This is a genomic window from Streptomyces coffeae, assembly GCF_016741875.1.
Lineage (GTDB): Bacteria > Actinomycetota > Actinomycetes > Streptomycetales > Streptomycetaceae > Streptomyces > Streptomyces coffeae.
On the sequence record NZ_JAERRF010000010.1, the window covers coordinates 57,035 to 78,729 of the forward strand.

At 73.1% G+C, this 21,695-nt stretch carries 17 protein-coding genes; 8 read left to right on the plus strand and 9 right to left on the minus strand.

Going from position 1 to position 21,695, the window contains the following annotated elements; genetic code table 11:
• Positions 1-10: 10 nt before the first annotated feature.
• From JK363_RS18880 to JK363_RS18890, 3 genes are all read left to right on the plus strand, one after another.
• Positions 11-1,234 (plus strand): acyl-CoA dehydrogenase family protein, encoded by a 1,224-nt coding sequence (locus JK363_RS18880; RefSeq protein WP_201876319.1) that lies wholly within the window; start codon positions 11-13, stop codon positions 1,232-1,234.
• Between the two features lie 129 nt (positions 1,235-1,363).
• Positions 1,364-2,350: an acyl-CoA dehydrogenase family protein gene (locus JK363_RS18885; RefSeq protein ID WP_201876106.1), complete on the plus strand. Its 987-nt coding sequence runs from the start codon at positions 1,364-1,366 to the stop codon at positions 2,348-2,350.
• A gap of 125 nt (positions 2,351-2,475) precedes the next feature.
• The gene (locus JK363_RS18890) at positions 2,476-3,480 is read left to right on the plus strand and encodes a LacI family DNA-binding transcriptional regulator (protein ID WP_201876107.1); all 1,005 of its coding nucleotides are present in this window, start codon (positions 2,476-2,478) and stop codon (positions 3,478-3,480) included.
• 30 nt (positions 3,481-3,510) lie between these two features.
• On the opposite strand, the gene JK363_RS18895 is transcribed toward JK363_RS18890, so the two are convergent.
• The gene (locus tag JK363_RS18895) at positions 3,511-4,251 is read right to left on the minus strand and encodes a PaaX family transcriptional regulator C-terminal domain-containing protein (RefSeq protein ID WP_201876320.1); all 741 of its coding nucleotides are present in this window, start codon (positions 4,249-4,251) and stop codon (positions 3,511-3,513) included.
• A gap of 106 nt (positions 4,252-4,357) precedes the next feature.
• Here JK363_RS18895 and JK363_RS18900 point away from each other — a divergent pair, with 106 nt between their 5' ends.
• The 3 genes from JK363_RS18900 (at position 4,358) to JK363_RS18910 (ending at position 8,566) form a co-directional block, all read left to right on the plus strand.
• Entirely contained in the window at positions 4,358-6,004 is a 1,647-nt protein-coding gene (locus JK363_RS18900) for an acyl-CoA dehydrogenase family protein (RefSeq protein WP_201876108.1), read from the plus strand.
• Positions 6,001-6,786: a crotonase/enoyl-CoA hydratase family protein gene (locus tag JK363_RS18905; protein ID WP_201876109.1), complete on the plus strand. Its 786-nt coding sequence runs from the start codon at positions 6,001-6,003 to the stop codon at positions 6,784-6,786. Before JK363_RS18900 ends, JK363_RS18905 begins: the two co-directional genes overlap by 4 nt.
• A 1,009-nt stretch (positions 6,787-7,795) precedes the next feature.
• Positions 7,796-8,566, plus strand: a complete 771-nt coding sequence (locus JK363_RS18910) for a bestrophin-like domain (protein ID WP_201876321.1) — start codon at positions 7,796-7,798, stop codon at positions 8,564-8,566.
• On the opposite strand, the gene JK363_RS18915 is transcribed toward JK363_RS18910, so the two are convergent.
• Entirely contained in the window at positions 8,529-9,818 is a 1,290-nt protein-coding gene (locus tag JK363_RS18915; RefSeq protein ID WP_201876110.1) for a cytochrome P450, read from the minus strand. The genes JK363_RS18910 and JK363_RS18915 overlap by 38 nt on opposite strands.
• Before the next feature lie 90 nt (positions 9,819-9,908).
• Positions 9,909-10,760, minus strand: coding sequence for a metallophosphoesterase family protein (locus JK363_RS18920; protein ID WP_201876111.1), 852 nt, complete (start codon positions 10,758-10,760; stop codon positions 9,909-9,911).
• A 106-nt stretch (positions 10,761-10,866) separates the two neighbouring features.
• Here JK363_RS18920 and JK363_RS18925 point away from each other — a divergent pair, with 106 nt between their 5' ends.
• Positions 10,867-11,328 carry a universal stress protein gene (locus JK363_RS18925; RefSeq protein ID WP_201876112.1) on the plus strand — a complete coding sequence of 154 codons (462 nt, stop codon included), beginning with the start codon at positions 10,867-10,869 and terminating at the stop codon, positions 11,326-11,328.
• Between the two features lie 74 nt (positions 11,329-11,402).
• On the opposite strand, the gene JK363_RS18930 is transcribed toward JK363_RS18925, so the two are convergent.
• The 6 genes from JK363_RS18930 to JK363_RS18955 form a co-directional block, all read right to left on the minus strand.
• Entirely contained in the window at positions 11,403-11,621 is a 219-nt protein-coding gene (locus tag JK363_RS18930) for a dodecin (protein ID WP_201876113.1), read from the minus strand.
• Positions 11,622-11,865: 244 nt separating this feature from the next.
• A complete protein-coding gene (locus JK363_RS18935; protein WP_372444807.1) occupies positions 11,866-12,927 on the minus strand; it encodes a phosphatidylinositol-specific phospholipase C domain-containing protein in 1,062 nt (353 codons plus the stop codon).
• A 182-nt stretch (positions 12,928-13,109) separates the two neighbouring features.
• Entirely contained in the window at positions 13,110-14,948 is a 1,839-nt protein-coding gene (locus JK363_RS18940) for a transketolase (protein WP_201876115.1), read from the minus strand.
• 40 nt (positions 14,949-14,988) lie between these two features.
• Entirely contained in the window at positions 14,989-16,308 is a 1,320-nt protein-coding gene (locus JK363_RS18945) for an NAD(P)/FAD-dependent oxidoreductase (protein ID WP_201876116.1), read from the minus strand.
• A gap of 127 nt (positions 16,309-16,435) precedes the next feature.
• Complete coding sequence (locus JK363_RS18950; RefSeq protein WP_201876117.1) at positions 16,436-17,659, minus strand: FAD-dependent monooxygenase; 1,224 nt, start codon at positions 17,657-17,659, stop codon at positions 16,436-16,438.
• Between the two features lie 67 nt (positions 17,660-17,726).
• A complete protein-coding gene (locus tag JK363_RS18955; RefSeq protein WP_201876118.1) occupies positions 17,727-18,593 on the minus strand; it encodes an Fpg/Nei family DNA glycosylase in 867 nt (288 codons plus the stop codon).
• Between the two features lie 146 nt (positions 18,594-18,739).
• Between JK363_RS18955 and JK363_RS18960 the strand changes: the two genes are divergently transcribed.
• Entirely contained in the window at positions 18,740-21,643 is a 2,904-nt protein-coding gene (locus JK363_RS18960; protein WP_201876119.1) for a peroxidase family protein, read from the plus strand.
• The last annotated feature ends 52 nt before the right edge of the window (positions 21,644-21,695 follow it).

Consider the following 21,695-nt stretch of genomic DNA (forward strand, 5'->3'; position numbering starts at 1 on the left):
GGCGGCACGGGTGGACCTCGAACTCACCGAGCGGCAGCGGGCGTTCCGGGACGAGGCCCGCCGCTGGCTCGCGGCGCATATCCCCGCCGTCCCGCTGCCGTCCCTGGAGACCGCCGAGGGGTTCGCCGCCCACCGCGCCTGGGAGCGGACGCTCGCCGAGGGCCGCTGGTCGGCGGTGACCTGGCCCGAGGAGTACGGCGGCCGGGGGGCGTCGCTGGTGGAGTGGCTGCTGTTCGAGGAGGAGTACTACGCGGCGGGCGCGCCGGGCCGGGTGAGCCAGAACGGGATCAGCCTGCTGGCCCCCACCCTCTTCGCACACGGCACCGCGGCGCAGCGCGCCCGGGTCCTGCCGCCGATGGCGCGCGGCGAGGTGATCTGGGCGCAGGCGTGGTCCGAGCCGGAGTCCGGCTCGGACCTGGCCTCACTGCGCTCCACGGCCCGCCGGGCGGACGGCGGCTGGCTGCTGACCGGCCAGAAGACCTGGTCGTCCCGGGCGGCCTTCGCCGACCGTGCCTTCGGGCTCTTCCGCAGCCACCGGGAGGAGGGCGCGCCGCCGCACCGCGGGCTGACGTATCTGATGTTCCCGCTCGGCGCACCGGGCGTGACCGTCCGTCCGATCGGCCGCCTGGACGGCAAGCCCGCCTTCGCCGAGCTCTTCCTCGACGAGGTGTTCGTGCCCGACGAGGACGTCATCGGCGAGCCGGGACAGGGCTGGCGGGTGGCGATGAGCACGGCGGGCAACGAGCGCGGGCTGACCCTGCGCAGCCCGGGCCGCTTCACGGCGGCGGCCCGGCGGCTGGTCGCGCTGTGGCGCGAGCGGGCGGCGGATCGCGGTGCGGGCGATGACGCCGGGTGTGATGACGCCGGGCGCGATGACGCCGGGCTGCGGGACCGGGTCGCCGACGCGGTGATCGGCGCTCGCGCGTACGAGCTGTTCGCGTACGCGAGCGCGGCGCGGCCAGAGGCGGGGAGCGCGGGGGCGGCCACCGGGGCCGAGTCGAGCCTCAACAAGGTCTTCTGGTCCGAGCTGGACATCGCCCTCCACGAAACGGCCCTGGACCTGCTCGGCCCGGTCGGCGAACTGGCCGACGGCGCGGCCGAGGCGGCCGGGGACGGCGGCTGGGCGGATGGCTACACCTTCGCCCTGGCGGGGCCGATCTACGCGGGCACCAATGAGATCCAGCGCGATCTGATCGCCGAACGGCTGCTGGGGCTGCCGAGGGAACGGCGCTGAGGGTGCCCTCTCCCCCACCCCGCCCCTTCCCGAACCAGGGCATCCGTCCCTGGACCCAGGGTGAACGCGACGTGGGCCACCTGTGGGGGGCTTGGGGCAGGGACAGGCATGTCGGAGAGGAGTACGTGGATGGAATTCCTGCTGGACCGGGCGCAGGGTGAGTTCGGGCGCAGCGTGGACCGGATGCTCGGTGGGGCTCGTACGGCAGAGGCGGTCCGGGCGTGGGCACAGGGGGACCACGGGCCGGGGCGAGCGTTGTGGGAGCGGCTCGGCGGGGTCGGGGTGACCGCACTGGCCGTCCCCGAGACCTACGACGGTGTCGGACCGCTGCCGGTGGAACTGGCCGTGGCGTACGTGGAGTCGGGGCGGCACGCGGTACCGGGCCCGCTGGCCGAGACCGCCGCGGTGGCGGTCCTGCTCGCGGCCACCGCCGCCCCGGCCGCCCGGCGCTGGCTGCCCCGGATCGCCTCCGGGCAGGCCCTGGTCACGCTGGCGGCGGCCGACGGCGGGCCGTACGCGCTGGACGCGGACGCCGCCGACGCCGTATTCGCCGTCGAGGGCGAGGAGTTGTGGCTCGCCCCGGGGCACGGCCCCGTACAGCCCTCGTTCGACCCGGCCCGGCGGCTGGCCCGGCCGCTGTCCGGCGGTGAGCTGCTGGCCGGCGGCCCGGCGGTGGCCGAAGCCGCCGAACGGGCGGCGGACTGGGCCGCGTTCGCCACGGCCGCGCAGTCCCTCGGCACCGGACTGGCGCTCCTGGAGCGGACGGTGGCGTATGTGAAGGCGCGGCGTCAGTTCGGCCGTGCGGTCGGTTCGTTCCAGGCGGTGAAGCACCGGCTGGCGGATGTGCTCATCGGGCTGGAGTTCGCCCGGCCGCTGCTGTACGGGGCGGCGGTGGCGCTCGCGTCGGGCGCCGCGAGCACCCGCGCCGAGGTCGCCGCCGCCAAGGTGGCCGCGGGCGAGGCGGGTTACGCGGCGGCCCGGGCCGCCCTCCAACTGCACGGCGCGATCGGCTACACGGACGAGTTCGACCTGTCGCTGTGGATCCGCAGAGCCCGCGCGCTGCGCTCCGCGTGGGGCACGCCGTCCGTCTGCCGCGCCCGCGTCCTGGCGGGCTGAACGGCGCGGCGGACGGCACGCCGTGGGGTCCGACCGCGCCGAAGAGTGTTCCCCGCTCGGGTATCTGATCCATGCTGGAGCGACCACCGGCGAGCGAACCCAGTGAACAGCGAGGGATGCCACAGATGCACCGGCCCCGGCCCACCCTGGAGAACGTAGCGCGGCAGGCGGGTGTCTCCCGCGCGACCGTGTCCCGTGTTGTCAACGGCTCCACCACGGTGGGGGAGGACAGCCGGGAGGCGGTGCTGCGGGCCATCCAGGAGCTCGGCTACATCCCCAACCAGGCGGCGCGCAGCCTGGTCACCCAGCGCACGGACTCCTTCGCGCTGGTGCTGCCGGAGGAGCCGGGCCGGGTCTTCTCCGACGACCAGTTCTTCCCCGGTGTGGTGCGCGGGGTGAGCCAGGAGCTGGAGGCGGCCGACAAGCAGCTGGTGCTGATGATGGCCCGCTCCGCCGCCAGCCGGGACCGGATCGAGCGGTTCGCGCTGGCGCGCCATGTCGACGGCGTCATGATGGCGTCCATTCACGGCGCCGATCCGCTGCCCGCCGCCCTGGCCCGGATGGGGATCCCGGTGGTCTGCAACGAGCGGGCGCTGGGCGCGACGGCGCTGCCGTACGTCGGGGTCGACAACGCGGCGGGCACGGCGGGCGCCGTCCGGCATCTGGCCGCCTCCGGCCGTACCCGGATCGGCACCGTGGCGGGGCCGCAGGACATGGTGGCCGGGATCGACCGGCTGGCGGGCTATCGCGCGGCGCTGCGGGACACAGGCCAGGAGCCGTCGGTGGCGGTCGGCGACTTCACCCGGGAGTCGGGCGCGGTGGCGATGCGGGAGCTGCTGGAGCGGCAGCCGGGGCTGGACGCGGTGTTCGTGGCATCGGACCTGATGGCCATCGGGGCGCTGCGGACGTTGCGGCAGGCCGGGCGGCGGGTGCCGGACGATGTGGCCGTGGTGGGTTTCGACGACATCGAGCCCGCCCGCTACACCGAGCCACCGCTGACCACGGTGCGCCAGCCCATCGCCGAGATCGGCCGCAGGCTGGCGGCTCAGGTGCTGCGGCTGGCGGCCGGGGAGCGTGTCGAACCCGCACTCATCCTGCCGACCGAGCTGGTGGTGCGTGACTCGGGGTGACCGTACCGCCCGCCCGCACCGGCGCCCCGCTCAGCCGCCGGTGTGCTGGGAGAGCAGGGTGCGGAACTCGCGCTCGAACGCGTCGTAGCGGCGCCGCAGCCCCGTGCCCGGCCAGTCCTCGGGCAGCAGCCGGGCGGGCAGCACGGGGTCGGCGAGCAGATGCCGCAGCGCGGCGGCGGCGACGGTGAAGCGCTGGGCAGGGCCCTCCGCGCGGTCCAGCGCTTCCCCCAGCAGCCGGGCCTGGCGGGCCCAGCCGTCCAGGTCCCACAGCCGCGCCGCGAGCGCGGCCGGATCGTCCTGTGGTGCGCCGGTGAACCAGCTGCACTGCCCGGCGGCGACGGCCGGCCGGGGGCGCACCAGATTGGCGGGGCGCAGCCAGGTGCCCTCGCGGAGCTCGGCCAGCCGAAGGGTGGCCATGGTCTGGCGCAGCGCGGCACGCTCGGCGGCCGCGCGCCGGTCGGAGGTGACGACGGCGATCTCCCAGCCGCCGTCCCAGCGCCGGACGCGGGGGGCGCGGCTGTCGTCCTGGCGGGCCTGGCGGGCCAGCAGCCGGTCGGTGAGGCTGTAGTCCCCGTCGCGCTGTTCCAGGTCACCGGCGGCGACCATGCGGGTGAGCGCGACCCGGACGGTGCCCTCGGCGGTGCCGAAGAGCGCGCCGACGCGCACCAGGGTGCGGGCGGGCAGCCGGGGCGGATGATGGCCGAGCAGGGTGCTGAGCACGATCGAGCGCGCGGTCAGCGGCCGCAGCGTGAGGGGTCCGGTGTCGTCCATGCTGCTGGGCACCCTATCCATTACAGTTCTTCATCGCGCATGATGGAAGTGTAAGACCGGCCCGGGTGAGACCGGTGAGACCGCCGCGACCGAGGAGTTGCCCGCCATGAGCCCGACGCACGAAGTCCTCAACCAGGCCCCGCCACTCGTCGGCTTCACCACGGCGGACGACCCCGCGCTGCTGGAGGCGCTGCGGCGGGACGGCGGCGCCTGGGGCGAACCGGAGGTCCGGGAGCTGGGCGCACGGGCCGGTTCCGCCGAGGTCCAGGACCGGGCGCGGATGGCCGAGGAGCACCCGCCGGTCCTGCACACCCACGACCGGTACGGCCACCGCATCGACGAGGTCGAGTACCACCCGGCCTACCACCAGCTGATGGCGGAGGCCGTGGCGAGCGGCCAGCACGCGGCGGCGTGGAGCGAGAGCCGCTCCGGCGCCCATCTGGTGCGCGCGGCCAAGTTCTACACCTTCGCGCAGGCCGAGGCCGGGCACGGCTGCCCGATCTCCATGACGTACGCCGCGGTCCCGGCGCTGCGCGCCGAACCGGAGCTGGCCGCCGCGTACGAACCGCTGCTGGCCGCCCGGGAGTACGACTTCGGGCTGCGTGCGCCGCTCGGCAAGCGGGGCCTGATCGCGGGCATGTCGATGACGGAGAAGCAGGGCGGCTCCGATGTCCGCGCCAACACCACCCGGGCCGTCCCCACCGATGACGGCACCTATGTGCTCACCGGCCACAAGTGGTTCACCTCCGCGCCGATGAGCGATGTCTTCCTGACGCTGGCCCAGGCCGACGAGGGGCTGACCTGCTTCCTGGTGCCGCGGGTCCTGCCGGACGGCACCCGTAACGCGCTGCGGTTGCAGCGGCTGAAGAACAAGCTGGGCAACCACTCCAACGCCTCGTCGGAGATCGAGTACGAGCAGGCCGTGGCCTGGCGGGTCGGCGAACCGGGCCGCGGGGTGCGCACCATCGTCGAGATGGTGAACATGACCCGGCTGGACTGTGTCATCGGCTCGGCGGCGGGCATGCGCGCCGGGCTGCGGCAGGCGCTGCACCACACCGAGCACCGCCGGGTGTTCGGCGCCGAGCTGATCGACCAGCCGCTGATGCGCCATGTGCTGGCGGATCTGGCGGTGGAGTCGGAGGCGGCCACCACCCTCGCGATGCGGCTGGCGGCGGCCCTGGACCGGGCGGAGGCCGGGGACGCGTCGGAGGCGGCGCTGCGCCGGCTCGGGCTCGCGGTCAGCAAGTACTGGGTGTGCAAGCGCGGTTCGGCCCATGCCGCGGAGGCCCTGGAGTGCCTGGGCGGCAATGGCTATGTGGAGGACTCGGGGATGCCCCGGCTCTACCGCGAGGCACCGCTGCTGTCCATCTGGGAGGGCTCGGGCAATGTGGCCGCACTCGATGTGCTGCGTGCGCTCGGCCGTGAGGAGGGCGCGCTCGACGCCTTCCTCGCCGAGGTCGAGACCGCGGCGGGGGCCGACGCGCGGCTGGACGCGGCCGTGGCCCGGCTGCGCGCGCTGCTGCCGCAGCTCGGCGATCCGCAGCGGTCCCAGGTGCTGGCGCGCCGTCTGGCCGAGCAGATGACGCTGGTGCTCCAGGGCAGTCTGCTGGTGCGGTACAGCCATCCGGCGGTGGCCGACGCGTTCTGCGCCTCGCGGCTGGACGGTGACTGGGGGCATGCGTTCGGCACCCTGCCGCCGGGGACCGACACCGGACCGATCCTGGAGCGGGCCCGGCCCAAGGACCTGCGTTGACATCGGCGGACGGCACGGCGGCGGTCCGTACCGAGCGGGCGGGCCCGGTCACCACCGTGGTGCTCGCCCGCCCCGAGGTCCGCAACGCGGTGGACGGGGCGACGGCCACCGCGCTCGCCGACGCCTTCCGCGCCTTCGACGCCGACCCCGGGGCCCGGGTCGCGGTGCTGTGGGGCGAGGGCGGCACCTTCTGCTCCGGCGCCGACCTCAAGGCGGTCGGCACCGAGCGCGGCAACCGCGTGGCCGAGGACGGCGACGGGCCGATGGGGCCCACCCGGATGCGGCTGTCCAAACCGGTGATCGCGGCGATCAGCGGCCATGCGGTCGCGGGTGGGCTGGAGTTGGCCCTGTGGTGCGATCTGCGGGTGGTGGAGGAGGACGCGGTCCTCGGGGTGTTCTGCCGCCGCTGGGGCGTACCGCTGATCGACGGCGGCACCGTACGGCTGCCCCGGCTGATCGGCGCGAGCCGGGCGATGGACCTGGTGCTGACGGGGCGTGCGGTGCCGGCCCGGGAGGCGTACGACATCGGGCTGGCCAACCGGCTGGTGCCACCGGGAGAGGCCCGCGCGGAGGCGGAGCGGCTGGCCGCCGATACCGCCCGCTTCCCGCAGACGTGTCTGCGCGGCGACCGCGCCGCGCTGCTCGAGCAGGAGGGACTGCCGGAGGAGGAGGCAATGGCACGGGAACTGCGCCATGGCCGGGCCACGCTGGCGGAGGGGCTGGACGGCGCGGCGCGCTTCGCGGCGGGCGCGGGACGGCACGGCGGCTTCGAGGAGCTGTGAGACGCGGGCTCCGCACACCGGTACGTCGGGGGCTTGGCCGCCCCTGACGTCAACCTCGGCGCGATGAACTCCCGCACGACGTCCCCTATTCGGGGGAAAAGACAGGGCCGTACGGCTGGTTCCGGTCCGGGCGGCCAAAGATCCTCCTCGTGAACCGATGGCATCGCGCATGGCGTTCAGGGGTCCTCGTCACGGCCCTGGTGTGCGCCTCGGCGGGGGCGACAGCCGCGGCCGAGGGAACCGGTGGAAGCGGCGGCTCCGCGTCCGTCACCCCCGCTCCCCGGCGGACGGTCGACGTCCGGGTCCGAGCGGGGGTGACGGACGAGGGGGCGTACGCGGCCGCGCGGGTCGAAGTCCGCCCCGGATTCTGTGTGTACGCCATCGCGTCGGCCGGGAGGGACGGCGCCTCCGCCCGGTACGGACACTGCCCCACGCCGAGACCCACACCCACCCCCACGCCGACGCCCGGACCGACGCCCACGCCGACACCCACGCCTACGCCCACCCCGACACCGACGCCCAGGCCCACTCCTACCCCGACGCCCACGCCCACCCCGACACCGACGCCCAGGCCCACTCCTACCCCGACGCCCACGCCCACGCCGACACCCACCCCCACCCTTACGCCGACGCCGACGCCAACGCCCAGTCCCCCGCGGGCCTCGGACGCCCCCGCCCCGGCGCCCGCTCCGGAGCGCCCCGCGCCCGGCCGGACCGCCACGCCCCGGCCCACCCCTCCGCGACCGGCGGAGCCCTCCCCCGGCGAACCCCCGACGCCGTCCTCCGAGCCGACGCCCACCCCGACGCGGGCGCGCCCGGTCCAGGCGCAGGCGTATCGCCCGCCCAGCCGCGAAGCGCCCCCCGACGGGACCTCGTTGGTCACCTTCACCCTGCTGCTCACGGCGCCCGCGGTGCTCGCGGCCGCCGCTCTCCGCCCGCGTTCGCGCTCCGCCTCGCGCGGCGGGCGGCGCGGCTGATCCGCCCTGCCGACCCGCTCCGGAGGTTGCCCATGCCCGAATGGCTGATTCTGACTCTTCTGATGGCCGGGGTCTGTACGGCCGTTGTGCTGGCCGCCGTCCTCAACGCCCACCGTCTCGGCGGGGACGACGACCCGAGCGAGACCCCCGATGTCCTCGACTACATGATCATGATGATCGGCGTGGTCTACGCGATCGTGCTGGGCCTGGCCATCGCCGGGGTCTGGGAGGCGCGCGGCGCCGCCCAGAACGGGGTGCGGACGGAGGCACAGGCACTGCACGAGGTGAGCGCACGGGCGAGCGTCTACCCGCGGTCCGTACGCGACCGGATCGATGAGGACATCGACGCGTATGTGGACCATGTGGTGTCCAAGGAGTGGCAGGTGATGATCGACAAGGGTGAGCTGACCGAGCGCGGCACGGCGCTGCTGGACGCCGTGCGGCACGAGGTCACCCACGCCCGGCCGCACACCGCGCTCCAGTCACAGGCGTATCAGCCGATGGTGGACGAGGTGGCCGCGGCCGACGCGGCCCGGACCGCCCGGCAGCAGAGCGCGGGGCCCACCATGCCCCCGGTGGTCTGGATCGGGCTGGCGCTGGGGGCGGCACTGGTCATCGGGCTGATCTTCACCTTGCAGATCCGCCGCTCACCACGGGAGTTGATGCTGTCCGTGATGTTCACCAGCCTGATCGTCTTTCTGCTCTTCCTGGTCTGGGACTTCGACGATCCGTTCGGGCGCTCGGTCGGCGACACGACCACCCCGTTCACCGATCTGTTTCCCAGCGCACGGGGAGGTGTTTGAGTCCGTTCTGAAAGTTGGAGATGAGCCGCACCGGCTCCCCGGCGAGACGCAGTCCGGGCAGCCGGTCGAGGGCGCCGCGCAGCATGGCCCGCATCTGGACGCGGGCCAGATGCGCTCCCATGCAGAAGTGCGGGCCGTAGCCGAAGCTGACGTGATCGTTGGGTGCGCGGGTGGGGTCGAAGCGGTCAGGGTCGGGGAAAACGGTCTCGTCGCGGTTGGCGGAGGCGTGGAAGACCACGACCTTCTCACCGCGCCGGATCAGCTGTCCGCCCAGTTCCACCTCGCGGGTGGCGGTGCGGCGGAAGGTGATGACCGGCGGCCAGCAGCGCAGCATCTCCTCCACCGCCGGGCCGGTGAGTTCGGGCCGGTCGAGCAGGAGCCGGTGGCTGTCGGGGTGGTCGAGAAGGGTGAGCAGCCCGCCGGGGATGCCGTTGCGCAGCGTCTCGTTGCCCGCCACCGCGAGCAGGAAGAACATGTTCTCGAACTCCTCGCGGCTCAGGCCGCCCTCCCGCATCCGCGCCATCACACTGCCGGGCCGGGGGCGTTCGGCCAGCGCGTGGGCGTAGCCGAACATATCGGCCAGGGCCCCGCGGGAGCGCGGGTTCATCGGCCGTCCGTCCGGGCGGACCGCTGAGGCGGGCCGGAGGGCGAGGGCGGCGCGTCCCATGGGGCTCAGCTCCTCCGGGTCCGCGGTGCCGGACCCGGCGAGATCCGTGTCCTGGTAGCCGATGACCCGGTTCGACCAGTCGAACAGCAGCCGCCGGTCGCTCTCGGGGACGCCCATCACATGGGCCAGGGTCCACACCGGCAGATCGGCCGCGAGCTCGACGAAGTCGGCCTCGCCCCGGTCGGCCACGGAGTCGATGAGCGCCGCCGCGCGCTCCTCGATGACCGCCTCCAGCTCGCGTACGGCCCGCGGGGTGAGGGCGGCGGCGACGATCCGCCGGGTCCGGGAGTGGTCGGGCGGATCCTGGTTGAGCATCATCGCCCGGACGAAGTCGAGGTCGGCCGGGGTGTCGGGGTCACGGATCTGGGTGGCGCCCAGCCACGAGGAGAAGATCTCCGGCGTGCGCAGCACCTGTTTGACGTCGGCATGCCGGAACACCGCCCAGAAGCCGGGGCCCGCGGGCCACGCCCCGACCGCGGGTTCCTCGATCCGGCAGACGGGGCGGGTGGCGCGCAGTTCGCGGAAGAGCGCGTAGGGGACGCCGGTGGCGTAGGTCTCGGGAAGGAACGCCTCCACAGGGTTCACAGCCGAGACCGTACGGCGCCGCCCGCCGGGTCCGTCAAGACGCCGGCGGGCCCGTCAGAACACCGGCGCCGAACGGGCGTCGGGCCGTCGTCACGGCACCGGCACCGGGAGCACCCGGCGCAGCGGGTCCTCGGGCAGCAGGCCGTGCGCCTTCCACTCGCGCGGATAGCCCACCGACACCTCCCGGAACGTCACCCCGTCCTCCACCGTGGTGCGGGGGATGTGCAGATGGCCGTAGACCACGGTCGCGGCGCGGAACCGGACGTGCCAGTCGGCGGTCAGCTCGGTGCCGCACCACAGGGCGAAGTCGGGGTAGCGCAGCACCCGGGTGGGCAGCCGGGTCAGCGGCCAGTGGTTGATGAGCACGGTCTGCACGGTGGGGTCGCACGCGGCGAGCTTCGCCTCGGTCTCGGCCACCCGGGCGCGGCACCAGGCGTCGCGGGTGGGGTACGGGTCGGGGTGCAGGAAGTGCTCGTCGGTGCAGACCACTCCGGCGTCATGGGCGTGGGCCAGGGCGGCTTCCTTGGTGGTGATGCCGTCGAGGCGGAAGGTGTAGTCGTAGAGCAGGAACAGCGGGGCGATGGTCAGCGGTCCGCCGATGCCCTCCCACAGGGGGTAGGGGTCCTCGGGCGTCACGATCCCTTTGGCCCGGCACATCTCCACCAGCGCCTCATAGCGCGCCACGCCACGGGCCTCCAGCGGGTCCTTGGGGTGGGTCCACAGCTCGTGGTTTCCCGGCGACCAGATGACCTTGGCAAAGCGCTCGCTCAGCAGCCCCAGCGTCTCCTCGATCTCGGAGAACACCTCGCCGACATCCCCGGCGACGATCAGCCAGTCGTCCTCGGAGCCCGGCCGCAGCCGCTCCACGATCGCCCGGTTCTCCTCGTAGGCCACGTGCAGGTCACTGATGGCGAGAAGCTCGCCTCGGTGCGTGCCGCCCATTGTTTCTCCTGTCGTACGGTGGCGGTCATGGTGCTTTGGCGGTGCGGTGGTGCCCGGGTACGGGCCCGGTGATCGCCGGTCCGTCCCTGGCGCTAGCCTCGCAGATGTGGTGGACAAACTCCCCGAGTCTTTTGAACGTGGCACCGACGGGCCGAAGGTCATCGTGGTCGGAGTGGACGGCTCCGATTCCTCCTGGCGCGCCGCGGCGTACGCCGCCGGCCTGGCCAGACGGCAGAACGCGCTGCTGGCCGTGGTCTATGTGCAGCCGGTGGTGCCCGCGGGCGCGGCCCTCGGCGCGGCGGTGGCCGACACCACGGGCGAGGTCGCCGAGGAGCTGCTCCGGGAGATCAGGGAGGCCGCCGAGCGGCTGCGCGGGGTGTTCGAGGTGCGCTGGGAGTTCCACACCTTCCCCGGCGACCCCTACAGCGGTCTGGTGCGGGCGGCGGACGAGCTCACCGCGGACGCGGTGGTCGTCGGCGCGTCCGAGCAGGCCGGGCACCGTATCGTCGGCTCGGTCGCGGTCCGGCTGGTGAAGGCGGGGCGCTGGCCGGTGACGGTGGTTCCCTGAGGCCGGACCCCGGCCGTCGGACTCGCGGACGGCGGCGGGGTGCGGCACGGCGGGAGAAGCGATTTTGAGGCAGGTCAGGGGGCCTTGTCCTCCAACCGGAAGCCGACCTTCAGCCCCACCTGGTAATGCGCGATGCGCCCGCCTTCGAGGTGCCCGCGGATCTCCGTGACCTCGAACCAGTCCAGTTCTCGGAGAGTCTTGGAAGCCCGGTCGATGCCGCTCCTGATGGCGTCGTCGACGCTGTCGGTGGACGAGCCGACGAGCTCCGTCACCCGGTATGTGTGGCAGGACATACGTCTCTCCCCTCAACACGAACGAAGCCGCCCCCCTCCACCGTGCACCCCGTAGCCCGACTCCGCGACTTTACAACGCCATCCGGGGCCGCCCGCAGACAGGACGAAGCCCCGCCCGGCGCCACGGCGGAGAGCGCACGGACGGGGCCGCTACCGGGTTGTCGACTGATCTACGGAACCACGCCTTCCCTCCGCACCGATGGCGATCTGCCCGGCCGCGGGCCGCTGTGCCGACAGCGCGGTGTCAGCCGCGGGGCAGCACGGAGGACAGCACGGACGGCAGCGGGTACCAGTCGGCGGTCGCGAAACTGGCGTGCCGGGTGGCGAGTTCGGCCACCCGAGCCTTGGCCTGCTCCTCGGTGGGGTGGGTGCCGTCGATGGCCGGGGGCACGCTCTGCGCGTCGGTCATGATCAGTAGGTAGTGGCGGTCGTCGTACCAGGCGGTGTCGATCCCGCTGCTCACATAGGTGGACGCGTCCCCGTCGAAGAACACGAACCAGGGGCGGATCGCGGCGTCGGTGTAACGGGTGCGCGGGTCACCCGCGGTGGCGTTGAGGACCGCGGGGAAGGCGGCGGCCTGCTTCAGGTTTCCGGCGGCGGCGAGGTCGCGGAGGTGGGTGGCGTACTCACGGTCGGTCCACAGGTGGTCGAGGGGGTTGTTCTGCTCGACCGTGCCCGGGATCAGCTCGAAGACGAACGTGCCCGCGAGAGCGGAGCGGGCGGGCCAGCCGTCGGCCCGGACCGCCTCGTCGAGGGTGGCGTGGCCGCCGGTCACATCGGCGGGGCGCAGCAGGGCGTCACCCAGCGTGCTGGTCAGCAGGGCGTCCAGCTCGGCCGGGCCGCGGCCGCCCTTGCCGTTGAAGCCGTCCTTCAGTTCGGTCTTGATGACGATGGGGCGGTGTCCCGGGTGGGCGTCGTGCCATGCCTTGAGATCGGCCAGACATCCGGCCAGGCTCTGGTTACGGGAGTTGGTGCGCAGGTCGGCCGCGGATCCGGCGTTGGCGCAGTTGTTGTTGTTGCCGAACGGATTGCTGTGCGAGACCCGCCAGCCGGAGCCGAACGCGTTGGTCCACACGTCGAGTTCGAGCAATGAGGCACCGGAGTCGAGCGCGTCGGCGAAGTACGGATACTTGTCCTTCTCGTACGCGTTGTGCACACCCACCGCCGTGGTGGCGGAGTAGGGCGGATCGTCCGTGGTGTCGGCAGGCGCCGCGCCCGCCGGTGCCGCCAGACACAGTGCGGCGGCCGCCGCGACGACCGCCACCGTGCCCGTGCGCCGGGCCCTGTCGCCCGCAGCTCTGCCCAAGTGCCCCATGGTCCCCGCCCCTTGTCGACGTCCGGTACACAACTGGGCAGTAGCGTACGGGAGTCGTCCCGCGGGGTACGAGAGGCGGGGCGGGCACAGCGGAACGGGCCCGGGGCGACAGCGCCCTGGGCCCGTCTCGCGTGGTGCGGATCACATGAAGGTGAACAGGTGGCGGGACCGGGTCAGGCGGGCCCGCCGACGAGTTCGCGGGCGGCGGCCACGATGGCGTCCGCGTCGATTCCGGCCTCGCGCAGTTGCTCGGCCGGGGTCGCCGAGACCGGCATCGTGCGTACGGCGAGCCGGACCAGCCGGGGTACCGGGCGGCCGTCGGTGAAGGCGTCCACGACCGCGTCGCCCAGTCCGCCTTCGGGGTGGTGGTCCTCCACCGTGATCAGCCGGCCGGTCGCCTCGGCGGCGGTGCGCAGCGCCCCGGCGTCCACGGGCTTGACCGAGTAGAGGTCGATGACCCGTGCCGGGATGGACTCCTCGGCGAGCCGGTCGGCGGCCGCGAGGGCCTCGGGCACGGTGACTCCGGCCGCCACGAGGGTGACGCGGTCGTCCTCGGTGGCACGCAGGACCTTGCTGCCGCCGATCGGGAACTCTTCGGTGGGCGGGTAGAGGACGGGCGTTCCGCCGCGGGTGGTGCGCAGATAGCAGATGCCCGGCTCCCGTGCCATGGCGGCGGTCAGCTGGGCGGTCTGGTTGGCGTCGCAGGGGTAGAGCACCGTGCTGCCGTGCACCGCCCGCAGGGCGGCCAGGTCTTCCAGGCCCATCTGGGAGGGGCCGTCCTCGCCGATGGCCACCCCGGCGTGGGAGCCGATGAGGTTGAGGTCGGCGCGGCTGATCGCAGCCATGCGGATGAAGTCGTGGGCACGGGTGAAGAACGCCGCGAAGGTGGCGACATACGGGGTCCAGCCGCGGGTCTGCATCCCGACGGCGGCGGCCACCAGCTGCTGTTCGGCGATGTAGAACTCGAAGTAGCGCTCGGGGTGCTCCTTCTGGAAGTACTCCAGCCGCGTCGAGTCGCCCACCTCACCGTCGAGCGCCACCACATCGCCGCGGGAGGTGCCGACGGCGGCCACGGCCTCGCCGAACGCGTCCCGGGTGGGGACGGTGTCGCCGGGGTTGAACCGCGGCAGGCTCAGCGGGCCCTCGGAGGTGGGACGGGTGGGCGTGACCGTGGGCGGGCCGAGCACCGGCACCGCCAGGTTCCGTATCCCGCCGAGTTCGGCGATGGCCTCCTCGGGGTCCTTCAGTGGTTTGCCGTGCATCCCCTCCCGGTTCTCCACCGAGGCCACTCCGCGGCCCTTGAGCGTGCGGGCGATGATGGCGGTGGGACGGCCGATGGTGGACAGCGCCTCGCCGTACGCGCGGTCGATGGCGGCGATGTCATGGCCGTCGATCTCGATGGTGTGCCAGTCGAAGGCGCGGATGCGCCGGGCGTAGGCGTCCAGGTCCCATGCGTGGCGGGTGGGGCCGCGCTGGCCGAGCCGGTTGACGTCGATGACGGCGGTGAGGTTCTCCAGACGGTCGAATCCGGCTTGCTCGAACGCCTCCCACTCCGACCCCTCGGCCATCTCGCTGTCGCCGATGAGCACCCAGACCCGGCCGGCCACATGGTCCAGCCGTTGGGCGGCCAGCGCCATGCCGACGCCGTAGGGCAGTCCCTGCCCCAGGGAGCCGGTGGCCACGTCCACCCACGGCAGCCGGGGTGTGGGGTGGCCCTCCAACCTGCTGCCGAGGGTGCGGAAGGTGAGCAGTTCCTCGTCGCTGATGGCACCCGCGGCCTTGTAGACCGAGTACAGCAGCGGGGAGGCATGGCCCTTGGAAAAGACCAGGTGGTCATTGCCGGGGTGGTCGGGTTTTTCGAAGTCGTAGCGCAGATGGTTTCCCATGAGGACGGCCATCAGGTCCGCGGCCGACATCGAGGACGTCGGATGGCCGGATCCGGCGGCCGCCGCGGCACGCACCGAGTCCACGCGGAGCTGCTGCCCGAGCTCGCTGAGTTGTTCGTGTCGCATGGTTCTCCTTCCCTGTCGGCCCCTGTCGGCGTCGGGGCGGTCAGCGGCCGGACGCGCGGGCCGTCCGGGCGATCTCGGGGGACTCGGTGTCCAGCGGGACCGCCCAGGAGGGCACCATTCCGAGTTGCACCGCCTGGCGTGGCAGCGTCGCGTCGAGCAGCCAGTCGGCGGCCACGCGGACACGATTGCCGGGCATGGCCATCAGGTGGTAGCCGCGGGTGACGGCGTTGGCGACCGGCCCGGCCAGCGGGATGTGCAGCGGGTCGGCGGCCGCCTGCACTCCGCCGAGGTCCACTGTGAACCCCAGGTCGTGGTGTTTGTAGGGCAGGGGCGTGCCGTGGCCGAGGGAGGCCAGGATGTTGTGGGCCGCGGTCCTGCCCTGGCGCTGGGCGTGCTGCGCGGTCATCGGGGTGAACTGGCCCGGCCGGGTCAGATCGGGCACGGCGGCGGCGTCGCCGCAGGCCAGAACCTCTGGATGGCCGGGTACGGCGAGGTACTGGTCCACCCGTAGCCGGCCGCGTTCGGTGGGCAGACCCAGGTCCTCCACCAGCGGATCGGGGCGCACCCCGACGCACCAGATCAGGGAGCGGGTGTTGATGAACTCGCCGTCGTCGAGCAGCACCCCCTCGGAGGTGGCCTCCTTGACGGTGGTGCGGGTGCGGACCTCGACCCCGCGTTTGCGCAGCACCCGGTCGGCCGTGCGGGACAGCCGCTCGTCCAGCTCCGGCAGGACCCGGGGGGCGATGTCGACCAGCACCCAGCGGGGCGGGGGCGCATGGCGCAGCGCGGTGTTCTTCCGGGCCAACGCGTCGGTGAACAGCACCCCGTGGGCGGCCACCTCGGTGCCGGTGTAACCGGCGCCGACCACCACGAAGGTGCGACGGGCGGCGCGCTCCCGAGGGTCCTCGGTGGTGCCCGCCATCTCGATCTGGCGGGTCACATGATCGCGCAGATAGAGGGCCTCGGGCATTCCGCGGAAGCCGTGGGCGTGCTCGGCCACGCCGGGGATCGGCAGCAGCTTGTTGACGCTGCCGACGGAGAGGACGAGCCGGTCGTAGCCCATCTCGCCGCGGTTGCCCTCCGGGTCCTCCCACTCGACCCGGCGGCCCGCGAGGTCGACCGAGTGCACCTCGCCGAGCATCAGCCGGACATGCGGCAGGGTGCCGGTGAGGGAGACCGAGACCCGTCGGGGTTCGAGCACTCCGGCGGCCACCTCGGGCAGCAGCGGGAGATACAGAAAGTAGTCATTGGGGTTGATCAGCACGATCTCCGCCGCGTCGCGCAGGGTGCGGGAGAGCGTACGGGCGGTCTGGTAACCGGCGAAACCGGCACCGACGATCACGATGCGTACTGGGCTCACGGGGACTCCCGGGCGTACGGAACCAGAGGGTTCCAAGTGCCCGTGCGGGCCGGGGCCAAACCTGCCTGGCGGGTGGCCCCGGCCGCGGGGACGATGACCGGCCACTCCCCCGGAGGCGGCGCTGGGGTCAGCGGCGTTTGCGGGCCGCCGTCTCGCCGTCGACGGGCTCGTCCCAGTCGATGCGGTAGCCGGTCAGCCAGTCGGTGGTGGCGGTGCCGCCCGCCCGGTCCAGCCGCCGGGGCAGTGTGGCGTCGCGCAGGGCGCGTTTGACCGGGCCGGGGGCGGTGCGGCGGGCCATGCCCGCGCTGGACTGGGCCACCTTCTCGACGCGCTCGCGGCGCAGCGCCTCGTAGGCGGCGAAGGCGGTGCGTGGGCGGCGCAGATCGCGCAGGCACTTGGCGAGCACCACCCCGTCCTCGATGGCGAGGGAGGCGCCCTGTGCGGCGTTGGGAGCGCAGGCGTGTGCCGCGTCCCCCACGATGACCATTCCGTCCGAGGACCAGGTGGGGGTGGAGACGATGTCGTAGGCGCCGGTGGCGATGATGTTCTCGCCGGTGGCGCCGATGATCCCGGCGGCCGCGGTCTGGTCCGCCGTGAACAGCCCGGTGAGCCGTTCGCGCCACTGCCCGGGAGTGACGGCGGCCAGTTCCTCCTGCGGCAGCTCGGAGGCAGGGGCGTTGGTGAACCACCAGATCTCGCCGTCCGGCGCGGTGGTGCAGCCGAAGAACGCCTGTTTGCCGAAGACCATGGTGTAGGTGTCGGGGTCCGGGGGCGCGGGGACGTCACGCGCGTAGCCGCACACGGTCTGCTGCCCGGTGTAGCGCGGCCGGGGCGAACCGGCGTCGATGGTCCGGCGGATCAGGGAGTGGATGCCGTCGGCGCCGATGAGCACATCGGCCACCGCCCGGCCGCCGTCGGCGAAGGAGCCGACGACCGTACCGTCGGGGCTGGTGTGGGCGGCGAGCAGCCGTTTGCCGTACGCGATGCGCACCCCGCGGCGCACCGCCTCTTCGCGCAACACCCGGACCAGGGTGGCGCGTTTGATGGTGCGGGCCCCGGGACCGCCGTCCTCCGAGCCGGACATCGGCTTGCGGCCGAGCCGTTTGCCGGTGTTGCTGATGAAGTCGACATGGCCGACCGCGAAGGAGTGGTCCAGCACGGGTCCATGGGCGTCGATCGTGCGCAGCGCCTCCAGGCCGTTGGCCGCGACGACGAGGAACGCACCCGTGTCGATGGCGTCAGCGACATGGGGATATGCCTCGTGGACGACCGCGTCGATCCCGGCCTTGTGCAGGGCCATCGCGGTCACCGTGCCGGCGATGCCGCCACCGATGATCAGGGCTGTGGTCATGGCCACCATATGGCGGGGTTGACTCGCTCGGGTCAAGAGGGTGTTGTCAACTGACCGCTCTTGTGAGCTATTTGAGCAGTCGGGACATTCTGCGGTCGGCAAGCGGTCTGCCGTCGGTCTGGCAGGTGGGACAGTACTGGAGCGAGGAGTCCTTGAAGGACACCTCGCGGACCGTGTCCCCGCACACCGGGCACGGCTCGCCGGTGCGCCCGTGCACCCGCATCCCGCTGCGCTTCTCCGCCTTGAGGTCTCCGGCGGCCAGTCCGCGGGACCGCTCGACGGCCGAGCGCAGCGTGGTGTCCATCGCCTCGTACAGGGCGGCGATCTCCTCCTCGCCGAGATCGGAGGCCAGCCGGTAGGGCGACATCTTCGCGGCGTGCAGGATCTCGTCCGAGTAGGCGTTGCCGATTCCGGCGATGACGCTCTGATCGCGCAGCACCCCCTTGATCCGGTGGCGTACGCCGCGCAGCAGTCCGGCGAACGCCTCGGGGGTGAAGGAGCCGTCCAGCGGGTCCGGGCCGAGCCGGTCGATCCCCGGGACATCCTCGGGGGAGCGTACGCAGTACACCGCCAGCCCCTTGCGCGAGCCGGCTTCGGTGAGGTCGAAGCCGGAGCGCTCCGGACCGGCCAGGACCAGCCGCAGCGCCAGCGGGCCCTTGCCGGGGCGCGGCGGGACCTCGGGCTGGCCGTCCTTCCAGCGCAGCCAGCCCGCGCGGGCGAGATGGACGACCAGATGGGGTCCGTCGGTGGCCAGGTCCAGGAATTTGCCGTGGCGCCGCGCCGCCGTGACGGTCCGGCCCTCGAGGGCGGTCAGCGGCGGATCGTAGGTCTTGAGCACGCTCACCGCGACGGGGAGCACACGGTCGACCTCCCGGCCGACGGCACGCTCGGCCAGGATCCCGGCGAGGGCCTCCACCTCGGGCAGTTCCGGCATGCCCCCAGTGTGCCGCAGGGCCACGTCGGTCGCGCCGCCGGAGGCGGCCACCCTCGCAACCGCTCCGGGCTGCGTCCTCGGGCACCCTCCCCTACTGTCTCCTTTTGTTCCCTATGTCGTGTTCATCCCCGCGCGGAGAGGTTCCCATGGTCGACACCGGACAGCAGGAGCAGTCCGTACGGAGTCACGGGCACGACGCGGCGGCACCCCCGGCACCCGGGCCCTACGAGGCGTACGAGGGGGGCAGCCCGGAGGCCGAACGGGTGCTCTTCGACAAACTGGCGGACGAGCTGATGCGGGTGCAGCGCACCCATCGGGACACCGCGGGCGCCACCCAGTTGCTGCGCACCTTCCACGCCAAGGCGGCGCTCGGCGTGGAGAACGCCCGGCTGCGGTTCCACGACGACCTCCCGCCCGACCTGTGCGTGGGCTACGCCCGGCCGGGCGCCGAGTACCCGGCCGTGGTGCGGCTGTCCAACGCCGGCGGCACCGAGCGCCCCGACGCCTCGCCCGATCTGCGCGGGATGGCGGTCCGGGTGCAGGCCGGGCCCGAGGAGACCCACGATCTGCTGGCCACCAGCTTCCCTGTGTCCCATGCCGCCGACGCCCGGGAGTTCGTGGCGTTCGCCAAGGCCATGGCGGGCGCGACCAGCAGCGTCGAGCAGGCCTTCGGGCTCTTCGTCCGGCTGCCGCTGGCGGTGGGCTGGGGCACCGCGGACCGGATGCGCCGCAATGTGCGCACCGCCACCCGGCACACCGTCGGCTCACTGGCCCGGGAGACCTTCTGGAGCCGGGGCGCGATCCTGTGGGGCGACGCGGGGCCGGTCCGCTATCAGCTGCGCCCCGCGCCCGGCGGCACCCCCGCTCCCCCGCCCGACCGCGGTGACCCCGACTATCTCCGCCATGAGCTGGCGCTCCGGCTCGCCACCGGTGACATCGCCTTCGAGCTGTGCGTACAGCGCTACCGGGACGAGCGCCGCACACCGGTCGAGGACGGATCGGTGGAGTGGCTGGAGAGCGACGCCCCCGTGGTGCCGGTCGCCCTGCTGACCGTGGAGCGCCAGGACCTGGACTCCGCCGACGCCCGCTCCGCCGCTCGCCGCGTCGAGCAGCTGGCGTTCAACCCCTGGCACACCACCGAGGAGTTCCGGCCGCTGGGCAATCTCAACCGGGCCCGCAAGGCCGCGTACGAGGCCGCCGCCGCACACCGCCTCGGACTGCGCTTCACCAGCCCCGAGCCATGGCACAACACCCTGCTCGGAGTGCCGATGCGGGCGGCCTTCGGACTGGTCAACCGCTATGTGCCCTGGCACCGGCTGCCGGTCCCGCTGGGCCTGCTCAACCTGGTGGCGCTCCGGCAGACCCTGCGCCGGTTCAACCTCATCGACCCCGAGATGCGCCAGGCCCCGCCGCGCCCCGACCCGGCGCCCGCGCAGCTTGATGAGCAGCTGCGCACCCGGCGCTCCTACGACGGCTCGTACAACGACCTGTCCGCCCCGGGGATGGGCGCGGTGGGCGCCGCCTTCGGCCGCAACCTCCCGCCGGTCTACCGGCCGGATCTGTTCGACGTCCCGAACCCGGTCACCGTCAGCGACACCCTGCTGGCCCGGGAGCGCTTCATCCCCGCCACCTCGCTCAACGTCCTGGCCGCCGCGTGGATCCAGTTCCAGGTCCACGACTGGGTGGACCACCGCCGCTGTCCGGCCGGTGGCAGAACGGTCGAGGTCCCGCTGCCACCGGGCGCCACCTGGCACAACACCCCCGGCGGAGGGGCCGAGAAGGTGATGCGGTTCGCCGAGAACGAGGGCATCGACCTGCCCGGCGACCGGCCGCCGATCCTCTTCGCCAACACCGCCTCCCACTGGTGGGACGGCTCGGAGGTGTACGGCGGCGACGAGCGGACCGCGACCTCACTGCGCGAGCCCGGCGGGGGCGCAGCGCTGCGCCTGGAGGACGGCCATCTGCCGCTCGGCGCGGGCGGGGTGCCGCTGACCGGCTTCACCCAGAGCTGGTGGCTGGGCCTGAGCGTCATGCACACCCTCTTCGCCCGTGAGCACAACGCGGTCTGCGAGGCGCTGCGCCGCACCTACCCGGCGATGAGCGAGGACGCGGTGTACCACACCGCCCGTCTGGTGGTCTCCGCGCTCATCGCCAAGATCCATACCGTGGAGTGGACCCCGGCCATCCTCGCCACCGAGGTCATCGACATCGGCCTGAAGACCAACTGGCAGGGCCCGCCCGACCGCTGGCTGAGCAAACTCGGGCTGTGGCTGGTCGAGGCGAACGCCCTGGGCGGTATCCCCCGCACCGTGCCGGAACACCACGGTGTCCCGTACGCGCTCACCGAGGACTTCGTGACCGTCTACCGGATGCATCCGCTGCTCCCGGACGACGTCGAACTCTGCGACCACCGCTTCGGGCAGCGGCTGGAGTCGCTGGACTTCCCTCAGGTGCGGGGCCCGGCGGCGGAGGTGGTGCTGCGCAAGACGGGGCTCGCCAGCACCCTGTACTCCTTCGGTATCGCCCACCCCGGCGCGATCACCCTCAACAACTTCCCCCGCGCGCTGCGCCGCTTCGAGCGGGACGGCGAGATCATCGATCTGTCGGTGGTCGATCTGGTGCGCACCCGGCGCCGGGGGGTGCCGCGTTACAACGACTTCCGGGCCGGGCTGCACAAACCGCGGATCCGCTCCTTCGGGGAACTGGCCGCCGACCCCGACACCGCCGCCCGGCTCGAGGACGTCTACGGTTCGGTCGACGAGATCGACACCATGGTGGGGCTGTTCGCGGAGAACCCGCCCGAGGGCTTCGGCTTCAGCGACACCGCGTTCCGTATCTTCCTGCTCATGGCCACCCGGCGGATCCAGAGCGACCGCTTCCTCACCGCGGACTTCCGGCCCGAGGTGTACACGCCCCTGGGGCTGGACTGGGTGGAGAAGGGGAGCATGAGTTCGGTGATCCTTCGGCACTGCCCGGAGCTGGCGGGGCTGCTGCCACGTGGCGCGAGCCCGTTCGCACCCTGGCGGCCGGTGGTACCGTCCTCCGGCTGAGCTCACCGGCCTACCCACAGGCCGAGGCAGCGACAGGCCCGAGGAGCGGCCC